At 74.7% G+C, this 13,604-nt stretch carries 10 protein-coding genes; 4 read left to right on the top strand and 6 right to left on the bottom strand.

Features of this window, described 5'->3' with window-relative positions:
• Window positions 1–5: 5 nt before the first annotated feature.
• Window positions 6–473 (bottom strand): methyltransferase family protein, encoded by a 468-nt coding sequence (locus ABD230_RS10545; protein ID WP_344372934.1) that lies wholly within the window; start codon window positions 471–473, stop codon window positions 6–8.
• On the bottom strand, window positions 470–2,164 hold the full coding sequence (locus tag ABD230_RS10540) for an acyl-CoA dehydrogenase family protein (RefSeq protein WP_344372929.1): 1,695 nt from the start codon (window positions 2,162–2,164) through the stop codon (window positions 470–472). Before ABD230_RS10540 ends, ABD230_RS10545 begins: the two co-directional genes overlap by 4 nt.
• A gap of 83 nt (window positions 2,165–2,247) precedes the next feature.
• Between ABD230_RS10540 and ABD230_RS10535 the strand changes: the two genes are divergently transcribed.
• Window positions 2,248–5,019 (top strand): cation-translocating P-type ATPase, encoded by a 2,772-nt coding sequence (locus ABD230_RS10535; RefSeq protein WP_344372925.1) that lies wholly within the window; start codon window positions 2,248–2,250, stop codon window positions 5,017–5,019.
• Here the strand turns inward: ABD230_RS10535 and ABD230_RS10530 are convergent.
• The gene (locus tag ABD230_RS10530; RefSeq protein WP_344372922.1) at window positions 5,016–8,048 is read right to left on the bottom strand and encodes a DEAD/DEAH box helicase; all 3,033 of its coding nucleotides are present in this window, start codon (window positions 8,046–8,048) and stop codon (window positions 5,016–5,018) included. The genes ABD230_RS10535 and ABD230_RS10530 overlap by 4 nt on opposite strands.
• 82 nt (window positions 8,049–8,130) lie before the next feature.
• Here ABD230_RS10530 and ABD230_RS10525 point away from each other — a divergent pair, with 82 nt between their 5' ends.
• Window positions 8,131–8,949, top strand: a complete 819-nt coding sequence (locus ABD230_RS10525) for an MOSC domain-containing protein (RefSeq protein ID WP_344372919.1) — start codon at window positions 8,131–8,133, stop codon at window positions 8,947–8,949.
• Window positions 8,950–9,005: 56 nt separating this feature from the next.
• Here the strand turns inward: ABD230_RS10525 and ABD230_RS10520 are convergent, their stop codons facing one another.
• On the bottom strand, window positions 9,006–9,719 hold the full coding sequence (locus tag ABD230_RS10520) for a hemerythrin domain-containing protein (protein ID WP_344372914.1): 714 nt from the start codon (window positions 9,717–9,719) through the stop codon (window positions 9,006–9,008).
• Window positions 9,720–9,925: 206 nt separating this feature from the next.
• Between ABD230_RS10520 and ABD230_RS10515 the strand changes: the two genes are divergently transcribed.
• Entirely contained in the window at window positions 9,926–10,339 is a 414-nt protein-coding gene (locus ABD230_RS10515; protein ID WP_344372910.1) for an ester cyclase, read from the top strand.
• A gap of 7 nt (window positions 10,340–10,346) precedes the next feature.
• Here the strand turns inward: ABD230_RS10515 and ABD230_RS10510 are convergent, their stop codons facing one another.
• Both ABD230_RS10510 and ABD230_RS10505 read right to left on the bottom strand, forming a co-directional pair.
• Window positions 10,347–11,996 (bottom strand): helix-turn-helix transcriptional regulator, encoded by a 1,650-nt coding sequence (locus tag ABD230_RS10510; protein ID WP_344372907.1) that lies wholly within the window; start codon window positions 11,994–11,996, stop codon window positions 10,347–10,349.
• Window positions 11,997–12,204: 208 nt separating this feature from the next.
• Window positions 12,205–12,567, bottom strand: coding sequence for a winged helix-turn-helix transcriptional regulator (locus tag ABD230_RS10505; RefSeq protein ID WP_344372904.1), 363 nt, complete (start codon window positions 12,565–12,567; stop codon window positions 12,205–12,207).
• Window positions 12,568–12,664: 97 nt separating this feature from the next.
• Between ABD230_RS10505 and ABD230_RS10500 the strand changes: the two genes are divergently transcribed.
• Window positions 12,665–13,540, top strand: coding sequence for an SDR family oxidoreductase (locus tag ABD230_RS10500; RefSeq protein WP_344372900.1), 876 nt, complete (start codon window positions 12,665–12,667; stop codon window positions 13,538–13,540).
• Window positions 13,541–13,604: the final 64 nt, after the last annotated feature.

Raw genomic sequence — 13,604 nt, 5'->3', positions numbered from 1 at the left:
CGCGCTCAGCGGATGCCGCGCGCCCAGAGCAGCAGCGGCGTGCGGTCGGCGTACTCCCGGTAGGCCTCGCCGAACCGGTCGAGCAGCCGGTGCTGCTCGAGGTGCGCCTTCACGATGAGCACGACCGCGAGGAGCACCCAGGCCACGACGAGGTCGATGCGCGCCTGCCAGATCACCCAGCCGGCGGCGGCGACGAGCAGGCCGACGTAGATCGGGTTGCGCGTGAGCCGGTAGACGCCGTCGGTCCTCAGGGTCGCGCCCTCGCGGGGGGCCACCCAGGGCACGAGGTCGCGGCCGAGCGCAGCCATGCCGGCGCCGGCGAGCACGAGCCCCGTGATGACGAGCAGGACGGACAACACGGTCGCCTGTCGGCCGACCCAGAGCGGCGGCACGGGCAGCAGCACCGGCAGGAGCACCAGCAGCGCGAGCAGCACGAACTGCGCGACGACGAGCCAGTTCGCGCGATCCCTCATGCCGACATCCTGCCCGTCCCGTCGGCCCGCGCCAAGACGGCCGCGACGTCGACCCCCGGCGGCAGCGCGCCGTACATCGCGCCGCCGTCGCCCTCGAGCCGCGAGCGCACGAACGCGTCGGCGACCGGCGCCGGCGAGTGCCGGAGCAGCAGCGACGCCTCGAGCACGAGCGCGAGCCGCTCGGCGAGCTCGCGGGCGCGGAACGCCGCGGTCGCGGCATCCGCCTCGCTCACCTCGCCGACGATCGAGCGCGCCTCGGCGAGCGCGAGATCGAATCCGGGATGCTCGCCCGCGGCCTCGCCGACGACGTCGAAGAACGCCATGAACGCCTCGGGCTCGCGGGCGAGCACGCGCAGCACGTCGAGCGCGATGACGTTGCCGGAGCCCTCCCAGATCGCCAGCAGCGGCTGCTCGCGGTAGCGCCGCGCGAGCGGGAACGCCTCGGTGTAGCCGTTGCCGCCGAGGCACTCCAGGGCTTCGTAGGCGTGCTCGGGGCCGCGCTTGCAGACCTGGAACTTCGCGACCGCGGTCGCGAGCCGTCGGAACGCCTGCTCGCCCTCGGAGGCGTCGGCGTCGTACGCGCGCGCCAGGCGCATGGCGGTCAGCGTCGCGGCCTCGGACTCGAGGGCGAGGTCGGCGACGACCGCCGCCATGGCGGGCTGGTCGACGAGCCGCGATCCGAACGCGCGCCGGTGCCGCACGTGCCACGCGGCCTCGGCGACCGACTGGCGCATGCCGGCGGCCGTGCCGATCACGCAGTCGAGCCGCGTGCGGGTGACCATCTGCACGATGGTCGCGACGCCGCGGCCCTCCTCGCCGACGAGCCAGCCGGTCGTGTCGTCGAACTCGACCTCGCTCGACGCGTTCGAGCGGTTGCCGAGCTTGTCCTTCAGCCGCTGGATGCGGAACACGTTGCGTGAGCCGTCGGGCAGCACCCGCGGCACGAACACGCACGACAGTCCGCCGGGCGCCTGCGCGAGCACCAGGAACGCGTCGCTCATCGGCGCGCTGCAGAACCACTTGTGGCCGGTGAGGCCCACCTCGGTGCCCCAGTCGGGGCGGATGCCGCCGCCGGACCTTGGCACGGCCCGCGTCGTGTTCGCCCGCACGTCGGAGCCGCCCTGCTTCTCGGTCATGGCCATGCCGATGAGCGCCGAGTGCTTCGGCTCCGCGGCGCCGTCCGCCCCGAGCCCGGGCTCGTAGTCGCGGCTGAGCAGCCGCGGCATCCAGTCGGCGCGCAGCCCCTCGGCCGCGTGTTCGAGCGTCGCGACCGCGGCGTGCGTCATCGAGATCGGGCACGCATGGCCCGGCTCGACCTGCGCGAGCAGGAGGAACGCGGCGGCTCGGTCGACGCTCGCGCCCGGCTGCGGGTCGGCCCACGCCGACGTGTGCGCCCCGGCGCCGACCGCCGTCGCCATGATCCGGTGGTACGACTCGTCGGAGTCGACCTCGTCGATGCGTCGGCCCCAGCGGTCGTGCGTGCGCAACTCCGGGGTCCGGGTGTTCGCGAGCTCGGCGTCGCGCTGGAATGCCGCCGTGCCGACCCGTCGACCCAGGTCGTGCAGCGCGGCCGACGCGGCATCCGTCCCGGTCCCCCACCGCGCGACCGCCTCGACGAGCGGCGCGTTCGCCGCGAACTCGTCCACGCCCTCGCGCGGCGGGACCTGGTTCTGCACCTCGTGCGTGATCATCGTCGACCTCCGTCGTCCATTCTGCTGTGCCGGGGCGTGCGCGCCGCTAGGGTGTGCGGCAGACGAGTTCCCGAGGGGGTCCGGTGAGCATCGACACGCAGCCAGAGGCATCGCAGGCGCAGCCGGCCGGCGAGGAGGGCACGGCCTGGTGGTCGCTGCCGCCCGACGAGGCGGTCGCCGAGGCCGGCGGCGATACGGCACGCGGCCTCACGCAGGCCGACGCCGACGCGCGCCTCGCCGAGCACGGACCGAACGCGCTCCGCAGCGCCCCGCCGCCGAACGCGTGGCGCATCGCGTTCGGCCAGGCGACGCAGCTGATGACGCTCATGCTCATCGCGGTCGCGGTCGTGTCGCTCCTCATCGGCCAGGTGTCGACGGCGATCATCGTGGCGATCCTCGTGCTCTACAACGTGATCAGCGGCACGCGGCAGGAGCTCAAGGCCCGTCGCAGCGTCGACGCGCTCGCGAAGCTGCAGACGCCGCAGGCGCGCGTGCTCCGAGACGGCACGATCCGGCAGGTCGACGCGACCGACCTGGTGCCCGGCGACCTCGTCGACCTCGAGGCCGGCGACCTGGTGCCGGCCGACGGCCGGATCCTGCGCGCGGCGAACCTCGAGACCCAGGAGTCCGCGCTCACGGGCGAGTCGCTGCCGATCCCGAAGGGGCCGACCCCGAACGAGGCGGGAACCGCGCTCGCGGATCGCACGTCGATGGTCTTCCAGAACACGTCGGTCACGCGCGGCACGGCGCGCATGGTCGTCGTCGAGACCGGCATGCGCACGCAGATGGGACGCATCGCGTCGATGCTGACCGAGGTCGGCTCAGGGAAGTCGCCGCTGCAGCGCGAGCTCGACTCGCTCACGAAGGTGCTCGGCATCATCGCGTGGGGCGCGGTGCTCGTCATCATCGTGATCGGCGCCGTTCGCGGGCAGAGCATCCAGGAGCTGCTGTTCCTCGGCACCGCGGTCGCGATCTCCGCGATTCCGACGGGTCTGCCCGTGTTCGTGCAGAGCCTGCTCTCGTGGGGGGCGTCGAAGCTCGCCGACCAGCGCGCCATCGTGGCGTCACTGAACGACGTCGAGACCCTCGGCGCGACGAGCGCGATCTGCTCGGACAAGACCGGCACGCTCACCATGAACGAGATGACGGTGCGCACCGCCTGGATGGGCGGCGACCACTTCCGCGTGACGGGCGAGGGCTACTCGTTCGACGGCCGCATGCTCGGCGCGACCGACGAGCCCGTCGAGGCGGCGACGCTGGGCCTCGCGATCAGCCTGCCGAACGACGCGACCGTCTCGACCGAGGGCGTCGTCGTCGGCGATCCGACCGAGGCCGCGCTCATCGTGCTCGGCGCGAAGCTCGGCATCGACGCCGACGCCGCCCGGCGCGACTTCCCGCGGCTCGCGGAGGTGCCCTTCGACTCCGACTACAAGTTCATGGCGACGCTGCAGCGGATGCCGGTGCGCGGCGAGGTGCGGCTCGTGCTCCTGGTGAAGGGTGCGCCGGACGTCATCCTCGGCCGGTGCACGACCATGCTCACGACCGAGCGCGAACTCGTGCCCGTCGACGCCGACGCGGCGACCGCGGAGCTCGAGGACATGTCGGCGACGGGACTGCGCACGCTGGCCTTCGCGGCGCGATTCGTCGACGACGCCGACGAGGGGCGCGTCGCCGCCGACCCGATGTCGTGGGTCGAGGAGCTCGCCCTCATCGGCCTGGTCGGCATCGTCGACCCGTTGCGCCCCGAGGCCAAGACGGCCGTCGAGGTCGCCGCGAGCGCCGGCATCGAGGTGCGCATGATCACCGGCGACCACGCCGTCACGGCCGGCGCGATCGGCCGCGAGCTGGGGCTCGGACCGGGTGCCGTGAGCGGTGCCGAACTGCAGGCCATGAGCGACGAGGAGCTGACCCGTCGCCTGCCGGGCCTGCACGTGTTCGGCCGGGTCACGCCCGACGACAAGCTGCGGCTGGTGCGGCTGCTGCAGGCGCAGGGCGAGATCGTCGCGATGACCGGCGACGCGGTGAACGACGCGGCGGCGATCAAGCAGGCCGACGTCGGCGTCGCCATGGGCTCGGGCTCGGAGGTCACGAAGCAGGCGGCGAAGCTCGTGCTCACCGACGACGACTTCTCGACGCTCGTGCACGCGGTCGAGCTCGGCCGCATCGTGTACGCCAAGATCACCGCGTACCTGCGGTTCCAGATGACGCAGCTGATCAGCCTGATCCTGCTGTTCCTCGCCGCGAGCGCGTTCCAGATCGCCGACGGCGTCGCGCTGTTCCCGTCGCAGGTGCTGTTCCTGAACTTCTTCGTGACGCTGTTCGCGGTGCTCGGCATCGCCGCCGACGCGGCTCCGCCCGCGACGATGCAGGAGCCGCCGCGCGACCCGAAGCTCGGCATCGTGAACCCGCACTCGGTCGGCGAGTGGATCGGCTACGGCGCCGTCATCTTCCTGATCTCGCTGGTGCCACTGGTCTGGGGTCCCGACGAGCCGAGCCCCGACGGGCCGACCGCGTCGATGACCATGGCGTACGTCGTCGTCGGCCTCGCGACCGTGCTCAGCGCACTGCTCATGCGCCGCTCGCCCGAGTCCGGCCTCGTGCCGCCGATCGCCGCGGTGGCGAAGTTCCTCGTCTGGCCGGTGGTCATCATCGTGCTCTCGACCGAGCTCGGGTTCCTGCAGCGGCTGCTCGGCACCGTGTCGCTCACCGGATGGCAGTGGCTCGAGTGCATCGTGCTGCTGCTGTTCCTCGTCGTCGCGGTCGAGGGCGACAAGTGGATCCGGCGGCTGCGCGCCGCCGACCGCGCCCAGGCCGCCGCGGCGGGCGCGACCACCGCCAGCCGGACCGTGGGCTAGCCCTCGAGGAGCCCGCGGAGTTCGGCGGCGTCGAGCCGGGTTCCGGCGAGGCCGTCGTCGTCGAGCACGGATGCCGCGAGCTCGCCCTTCCGCGCCTTCAACTCCATGACCTTCTGCTCGATCGTGCCCGCGGCGACGAGCCGGTAGACCATGACCTGCCGGTCCTGCCCGATCCGGTGCGCACGATCGACCGCCTGCTCCTCGCTCGCGGGGTTCCACCAGGGGTCCATCAGGAAGACGTAGTCGGCCTCGGTGAGGTTCAGCCCGAAGCCGCCGGCCTTGAGGCTGATGCAGAAGACGGATGCCTCGCCGGCGCGGAAGCGCGCCACCTCCTCGTCGCGGCGGCGGGCCGGGGTCGATCCGTCGAGGTGCGCGAAGGGCACCCCGTCGGCCTCGAGGCGGGCGGTGAAGCGGTCGAGGAACGAGGTGAACTGGCTGAAGACGAGCGCGCGGTGCCCCTCGGCGAGCACGTCCTCGAGCTGTTCGAACAGCGCGTCGAGCTTGGCCGACGGCACGCCGGCATGTCGCTCCGCGTCGACGAGTGCGGCGTCGAGCGCGAGGAGCCGGAGCAGCGTCAGCGAGCGGTAGACGATGAACCGCTGCCGGTCGAGGTCGTCGAGGAGTCCGAGCAGCTTCTGGCGCTCGCGCTGGAGCACCAGGTCGTACAGCCGCCGGTGCTCCGGGGCGAGGTCGACCTCGAGCACCTGCTCCTGCTTCGGGGGCAGCTCGGGTGCGACGGCCTCCTTGGTGCGGCGCAGCACGAGCGGGCGGATGCGGCGGCGCAGCCGGTCGAGCCGCTCGCGGTTGCCGTCCTCCTCGATCGGGCGACGGTAGCGCTCGTCGAACGCGCGCCGCGACGGGAACAGCCCCGGCGCGACGATGCGCAGGATCGCCCACAGCTCGCCGAGGTGGTTCTCGAGCGGCGTGCCAGTCACCGCGACCCGGAAGGGGGCGCGGATGCCGCGGGCGGCCTCGTGCACCCGGGTCGCCGGGTTCTTCACGAACTGGGCCTCGTCGAGCACGAGGCCGGCCCACTCGAGCTCGCCGAAGGCGTCGGCGTCGAGGCGGAGCACCGCGTAGGTGGTCACGACGAGGTCGGCGCCCGCCGCGACCTCGGCGAGCGGACGCCGTCGCTTCGCCTCCGTCGCGGTCACCGACGCGACCCGAAGGCCTGGCGTGAACCGGGCGGCCTCGCGCACCCAGTTCGAGGCGACCGACGTGGGCGCGACGACGAGGAACGGCCGCGGCGACGCGGCATCCGTCGCCGCGGCATCCGTCGCGCCGCGCGCCCGCTCCGTCGCGTGCTGCACGAGCGCGAGGCACTGCACGGTCTTGCCGAGCCCCATGTCGTCGGCGAGCACCCCGCCGAGGCGGTTCGCGTGCAGGAACGCGAGCCATCGGAACCCGTCGAGCTGGTACGGCCGGAGCGGGAGCGCGAGCCCCGCGGGCGGCGCGAGCTCGGGCACCTCGCCCTGCTCGAGTCCGGCGACCGTGGCGCGCCAGGCGACCGCGGGCTCGGCGACGTCGGCCAGGTCCTCGAAGTCGGACCAGAGGCTCGACCGGCTGCGGTGGATGCGGACGCCCGTCTCCCACTCGTCGTGGGAGCCGGCCTCCTCGATGAGCTCCCGCAGCTCGTCGAACACGGGCTGCGTCAGCGACAGCGTGGACTTGTCGACGAGCAGCATCCGCTTGCGCCCGGTCGCGAGCGCGCGGAACAGCGGCATGAACGGCACCGGGCGGCCGTCGACCGTCACGACGACGCCGAGGTCGAACCAGTCGCGCTTGCGGCTCTCGACGAGCGAGACCGCGAGCTGCGGCCGCGCCGTCGCCTCCCGGTAGTCCGGTCGTTCGCCGCGCACGTCGATGCGCAGGGGGCGGCGCTCGGCGAGCTCCTCGAGCCGCGGCATCCGCTCCATCGCGAACTCGGCGGCGTCGATGCCGCGCAGCACGACCGCCTCGAACGGCACCCAGCCGAGCTCGTCGGCGACCCGGGCGACGAGGTCGTCGTCGAGCTCCGGGTCGGGGTCGGCCGCGGGGTCGACCTCGCTCCAGCGGCCGTCGGCGTGCGCCCATCGCCACGACAGCCGGAGCACGTCGTCGGGTTCGTAGCGCGCGTCGAGCACGAGGGTCGCGGGCGGAAGCGGCGGCGGCTCGAACGTGCCGTCGCGGCTCGTGATCGCGAGCGTGCGGGCGAGGGCGTGCACGTGGGTCGCGAGGAACTCGGACACCTCCCCTGCCGGGACGCGTACCTCGTGCGCCTCGCCGAGCAGGGCGAGCTCGGGGGCGCCGAGCCCGCCGGTCACTGGAGCGAGGTCGAGGCGACCCACGTCGAGGTCGAACCGGGCGAGGCCGTGCCGGGCGATCGGGCGGACCCGGGTGGCATCGCCGTCCGGGTCGCCGCGCCGGGCGGCGAGCGGGTGGGCGACGCCGCCGAGGTCGAGGACCGGGGTGAGCGTCAGGCCGCCGTCGGCGCGCGACGCGTCGAACCCGAGGGACGCCGCCCCGTGCAGCGCCACGTCCGGGGTCGGCCCGGAGCCGACGAGGGCGATGCCGAGCCGCCGCGCCTCATCGAGGAGCGCCCAGAGCAGCGGGCTCTCGAACTCGTCGAGCGTGATCCACTCCGAGCCGTAGACGTGCACCGACGGCGTGGTGCCCTTGAGCAGCGCGAACTGCGCGAACCACCGCGACTGCGCCGGGTCGACGCCCGCCGACGACGCCTGGTAGGCGATGTTCTGCCAGGTGAGGCCGTGCTTGCCCCACGCCCCGCGCGCGCCCTGCGTGACGGGCCGCACGCCGATGCGGTCGACCCCGGACGCCCGCCGTGCGGGCTCGTCGCGGGGCCCGCGCCACTCGCCGTCGCGACGCGGCACCCGGCGGCGCAGCTGGAACTGCAGCCCGAGCGGGCGGAGTCGGGCGGTGCCCGGCGCGGCCGCGGCATCCGTCGACCCGGCGTCCCGACCGCCGTCGGTCGCGGCCGCGTCGAGGCTCGCGAGTGCCGCGCGCCAGTCGGGCGGTCGTTCGGCGGGCATGCCGTCCATGCTCGCACGGGGGCACGACACGTCGACCGCTCGCCCCGACTTCGGTCGGCGCCGCGTCGGCTAGCGTGGCGGGATGCAGGTGACCCGGCTCCGCGTGTACCCCGTGAAGTCGTTCGCCGGGCGCGACGTGGGCTCGGCGATCGTGCGGCCGTGGGGGCTCGAGGGCGACCGCCGCTGGGGGGTCGTCGACGCCGACGGCAGCCCCGTGACGGCGCGCGAGCGCAACGCCCTGCTCTCGCTGACCGCCGAGCCGCTCGCCGACGGCGGTCTGCTGCTCGCCGCGCCCGGCGACGCCGAGTCGCTCCGCGTCGACCCGCCCGTCGGGGCCCCGCCGGTCCCCGTCGGGCACTCGCGACAGCGCGAGGCGCTCCCCGCGGGCGACGAGGCCGACGACTGGCTGAGCGCGCGGATGCGCGCCCCGCTGCGGCTCGTCTGGCAGCCCGATCCGCTCGCGCGCCCGGTCAACCCCGAGCACGGCGGGCGTCCCGGGGAGGGACTCACGCTCGCCGACGCCGGCCCGCTGCTGCTCGCGAGCGAGGCGTCGCTCGCGCAACTCGACGCCTGGACGCCCGACGACGTCCCGCCGCTCGACATCCTGCGGTTCCGTCCCAACGTGGTCGTCGACGGCGACGAGCCGTTCGGCGAGGACCGCTGGACGCACGTGCGCCTCGGCGGCGTGCGCTTCCGCATGACCGAGGTCTGCGACCGCTGCGTGATGACGCAGGTCGACCCGACGACCCTGGCGCGCGGCAAGGAGCCGATCCGGACCCTCGCCCGGCACCGCAAGTGGGATGGCGCGACCTGGTTCGGCGTCCGCCTCGTGCCCGAGCTCGACGGCGCGGGGCCGCACCGCATCGCCGTCGGCGACGCCGTCGAAGCCGAGGTCGGCTGACCGTCGAGGCCGGCCGACCCCGCGGTCGGCGGACTGAGGCGGGCGGACCGCCGCGGTCAGGCGTGCGACTCGCCCGTGAGCGCCGCCCGGTTCGCCGCGTAGTCGCGCCGGCCGATGAGCCGCCACGCGAGCCGCCCCGGCAGGGGCATGTGCTCGTGCAGCCACTCGTCGCCCCCGTCGGGCTGCGCGGCGAGGATCGCCCCGAGCGCCTGCCAGGTCTTGCCCTTCGGCGTCGTCTTCCGGCCGTGCTCGCCGGCCGCGTCGACCTCCGCCTGCGTCAGGGTCGTCTCCATGACCGGGACGATGTTGGCCTCCTCGTCGGGGAGGTGGACGGCGAGGGCGTCGTTCACACCCGCCAGCGCGGCGAGCACCGGCGCGGCATCCGTCGACCGTCCCCCCGCCCGGAAGGCGGGCAGCGCCGCGTCGAGCTCCCGCAGGTGCACGAGCATCGCCGCGTGCTGCGCCTTCATCCGCTCGACATGGCCCGCGCACGCGGGCGCGCGCTCGTCGAGCGTGTCCCAGAGGTGCTCGTCCTCCCACTCGTGGTGGTGGTGCAGGCTCTCCGAGATCAGCGCGAGGTGGTCGCCGACGACGTCCGCGTGCGCGGCATCCCCCTCGGCCACCCGCCCGACGAGGTCGGGCCCCTCGGCGAACTCGGCGCGGTACATCCGGTGGATCTCGATCATCCCGCGGGCGTCGCAGGTCGTCGCGGCCGCGCCGGGGCGATCGTCGGGAAGCTCGCCGCTCGGCGGCAGTGCGGACGCGGCCATGTGATCCCCCGATCGTCGGCGACGGATGCTGCTGGGCGCGACGCTACGACCGCGCGGCGTCCGCGGGCAAGCCCCCCGATGCCCCGCGTCCGGGTGGCACCGGGCGTCCAGCCGGTCCGGTGCGGAATGGAGAATCCTCCCCATGCTCCGGGGCAGCCCACGTGACAGCGTGGAGGGAACGGACGACCCGACGGGAGGAGCAGATCATGGACACCGAGAGCACGGACGTCGTTCGACGGTTCTTCGAGGCGTGGAGCCGGCACGACGTCGAGGCCGCCGCGAGCCTCATGACGGAGGACTTCGTCAACAACTCGTCGCAGGGCCGCGGTCGCGACAGCGTCCGCGAGGAGGGGGCGTACTGGTTCACGGCGTTCCCCGACGCCGAGGTCGCCGTCGAGGACCTCATCACCCAGGGCGACAAGGTCGTCGCGCGCATCCACGCCACGGCGACGCACCGGGGCGAGTTCCTCGGCACGGCGCCGACCGGGCGCGCCATCCAGCTGGACGAGATCGACATCTTCCGGGTCGAGGGCGGCTCGATCGCCGAGTCCTGGTCGATCCCCGACGTGTTCGGGCTGCTGAACCAGCTCGGCGCGTTCGAGCACGCCGGGGCGGCCTGACCTCCGGTCAGCCGGACCGGAGCCCGTGGACCTGCACGGCGGCTTCGGTCCGGCTCCGCACGCCGAGCTTGGCGAGCAGGTTGCTCACGTGGTGCCCGGCCGTCGCCGGGCTGATGAACAGCCGGTCGGCGATCTCGGCGTTGCTGAGGCCCTCGGCGACCAGGCGCAGGACCTCCTGCTCGCGCTTCGTGAGCGTGCCGACCCGCTTCGGCCCGACGCGCCCCCGCCCGCCGAGCGATCGGGCGACCGCGTCCGCGGCATCCGCTTCGGCGACGAGCCCCGCACGGTCGAGCACCGCGGCGGCCGCCCGGGCCTCGGGCACCGCGGCGTCCGGATCGCCGGCCTGCGCGAGCGCCTCGGCGAGGAGCACGCGCGCGCGTGCCGCGTCCAGCGGCATGCCCACCCGGTCGTAGCGCTCGGCGGCCGACCGGAGCTCCCGTCCGGCGTCGGCTGCCGCGTCCTGCGCGAGCCGCAGACGGCCGGTCGCCAGCTCGGCGAGGGCACGCTGCGCCTCGTCGCCGGACGCCGCCGTGAGCCGGGCGAGGCGCTCGACCGACGTCTCCGCACCCGCGAGGTCGCCGCGGCCGAGCTGCACGGGCACGAGCAGCTCGAGGAGCGGGACGGCCGCGAGCGAGTCCGCGCCGATCCTCGCGAGCCGGCGGTGCAGGACCGACGACGCCGCACCCGAGTCGCCGCGGGCGAGGTGGATGCCGACGACGGCGCGCACGGACTCGGGACGCGCCTCGATGCCGGTGACGAGCCGCTCGGCCTCCTCGAGCCGTCCCTGCGCGAGCCGGAGCTCGGCGAGCCGAGCCCGCGGATCCACGCACCGCGCGGCGTGCCCGGCCGAGTCGAGCCGTTCGATGGTCCAGGTCAGCCAGCGCTCGGCGCCGACCGTGTCGCCGCGTGCGGCGAGGATGCCGGCGCAGCACGACCCGCAGAAGCCGAGCAGCGTCGGGTGCGGGCGCAGGTCGAGGAACCGCTCGGCCACCCGCCCCCACTGCTCGAGCCGGCGTCCGTCGAGGGTCTCCTCGCACGCGGCCACCATGTCGCAGCAGGTCTCGGCGAACACCTCGGGCCGCTCCGCCTCCTCCGCCGACGCCGCCGCCATGGCCTCGTCGAGCCGCTCGATCCCGGCGTGCGACCGGCCGGACCGGACGAGGCCGAGCCCCGAGCGCGCCAGCGCGCGGATCTCGAGCGCCGCGTCACGACCCTCGCGGGCCGCGGCGAGCGCCGCGTCGGCGTCGTCCGCGATCCGCACGGGGTCGGTCTCCAGCGCGCTGCGCGCGAGGGCGGACCACCCGCCCGCCGTCGGATCGCCGTCGGCCGCGAGGCGCTCGGCCCGGCCGAGCCAGCCCCGGGCGACGGCCTCCCGGCCCGGTGTCGCGGCATGCTCGATCGCGAGCCACGTCGCCACGCGAGCGGCGTCGGCGTCCCGCCCAGCGCGCCGGTAGGCGGCGTACGCGCGCGTGCGCGTCGCGACCGCTTCGGCGGTCTCGCCGAGCCACCACTGCGCGCGGCCGAGCCCGTCGAGCGCTTCGGCGCTCGGCCGCGCGGCGACCGCCTCGGCGAATGCGTCGCGCGCGTCCGCCCAGCGCGCCTCGCGGATGGCGGCCTCGGCCTCGGCCATCCGCCGGTCGACCTCGTCGCCGTCCACGGCTCCCGGCCTCCTCGACTCGGACCGGCGGCACCCGCGGCGGCCCTGGCCGGTCCGCGCGGTCCGGTTCGTCGGCCGAGGGCGCCCCGTTCGCGACGCTACGACGTCACGGGGCGGGCGGCAAGCGTCCGACGGACGCCGCGGGCGCCGCGAGACCCCCTGCCGGGCCGGCGGATGCCGACGCGGGCGGCGTCGCGGACGAGCTCGTTCAGCGTTCGACGATCGCGTCCGCGTGCCCGGCGACCCACTCGACGAGCGGCAGCATCCGGTCCATGAGCTCGCGACCGAGGTCGGTGAGGGCGTACTCGACGCGCGGCGGCACCTCGGGGTAGCTGGTGCGGGCGACGAGCCCGTCGGCCTCGAGCGTGCGGAGCGTCGAGGCGAGCATCTTCTCGCTGATGCCCTGGACCTCGCGGCGCAGCTCGCCCCAGCGGAGCGTGCCGTCGGTGAGCGCGAGGAGCACCAGCACGCCCCACTTGCTCATGATGTGGTCGAGCACGACGCGGGTCGGGCAGCCCTCCATGAAGACCTCGCCGGAGGTCTCCCGGATCTGCGCAAGACTTACCACCATGTGCGTACCTTACTTCAAAGTGGGTACCGCCGACAGGGAAGGCAAAGGCCGTCGGGCGGGTTGGCCTCGGTGAACCGAAACGGAAGGGACTCCCGTCATGACCATCCTCGTCACCGCCGCCTCCGGGCACCTCGGCCGCCTCGTCGTCGAGGCGCTGCTCGACCGCGGCGCCGCCCCCGCCGACGTGGTCGCCGCCGCGCGCGACACGTCGAAGCTCGCCGACCTCGCCGCCCGCGGCATCCGCACCGTCGAGCTCGACTACACCCGCCCCGAGACCATCGCGCCCGCGCTCGCGGGCGTCGACGCGATGCTGCTCGTCTCGGGCACCGAGTTCGGCGAGCGCGTCGCACAGCACCGCAACGTGATCGAGGCGGCGAAGGCCGCCGGCGTCGGCAAGCTCGCCTACACGAGCGGCCCGAAGGCCGACACCAGCGAGCTCGTGCTGATCCCCGAGCACCGGGGCACGGAGGAGGTCATCGCCGAGGTGGGCGTGCCCGCCGTGATCCTCCGCAACAACTGGTACACCGAGAACTACGCGCAGGACGTCGCGCTCGCCGCCGAGACCGGCGTCGTCGCGGCTGCGACTGGGGAGGGCCGGGTCGCCTCCGCCCCGCGCCGCGACTACGCCGAGGCCGCCGCGGTGGTGCTCCTCGAGGACGGGCACGTGGGCGAGGTGTACGAGCTCGGCGGCGACGAACCGTGGACGTTCGCGGAGCTCGCCGCCGCGGCATCCGAGGTGCTCGACCGCGACGTCGCGTTCGTCGACCAGACGCCCGCCGAGCGGGTGGCGTCCCTCGTCGGCGCGGGCCTCGACGAGGGCACGGCCGGGTTCGTGGCCGCGCTCGACGCCGGCATCGCGCGCGGCGACCTGGCCGACTCGGACGGCACGCTCGCGCGCCTCATCGGCCGACCGACGACCCCGCTCGCGGACGCCCTCCGCGAGCTCGCTCCGGGCGCCCGCGCGGCCGCCTGACGCGCCGCTCGCGGTGTCGCACGAATCGACGTCCGAGGCGGCTCGGACGCTCGATTCGTGCGAC

This window comes from Agromyces tropicus (assembly GCF_039531345.1).
GTDB lineage: Bacteria > Actinomycetota > Actinomycetes > Actinomycetales > Microbacteriaceae > Agromyces > Agromyces tropicus.
Note: the sequence above shows the minus strand (reverse complement) of the source record. Positions and strands in the feature narration are given on the sequence as shown.

Excerpts from the sequence above, each read along its gene's own strand:
- ABD230_RS10500 (WP_344372900.1), top strand. The coding sequence starts at position 12,665 with ATGACCATCCTCGTCACCGCCGCCTCCGGGCACCTCGGCCGCCTCGTC.
- ABD230_RS10540 (WP_344372929.1), bottom strand. The coding sequence starts at position 2,164 with ATGATCACGCACGAGGTGCAGAACCAGGTCCCGCCGCGCGAGGGCGTG.
- ABD230_RS10520 (WP_344372914.1), bottom strand. The coding sequence starts at position 9,719 with ATGGCCGCGTCCGCACTGCCGCCGAGCGGCGAGCTTCCCGACGATCGC.
- ABD230_RS10515 (WP_344372910.1), top strand. The coding sequence starts at position 9,926 with ATGGACACCGAGAGCACGGACGTCGTTCGACGGTTCTTCGAGGCGTGG.
- ABD230_RS10545 (WP_344372934.1), bottom strand. The coding sequence starts at position 473 with ATGAGGGATCGCGCGAACTGGCTCGTCGTCGCGCAGTTCGTGCTGCTC.
- ABD230_RS10505 (WP_344372904.1), bottom strand. The coding sequence starts at position 12,567 with ATGGTGGTAAGTCTTGCGCAGATCCGGGAGACCTCCGGCGAGGTCTTC.
- ABD230_RS10525 (WP_344372919.1), top strand. The coding sequence starts at position 8,131 with ATGCAGGTGACCCGGCTCCGCGTGTACCCCGTGAAGTCGTTCGCCGGG.
- ABD230_RS10530 (WP_344372922.1), bottom strand. The coding sequence starts at position 8,048 with ATGCCCGCCGAACGACCGCCCGACTGGCGCGCGGCACTCGCGAGCCTC.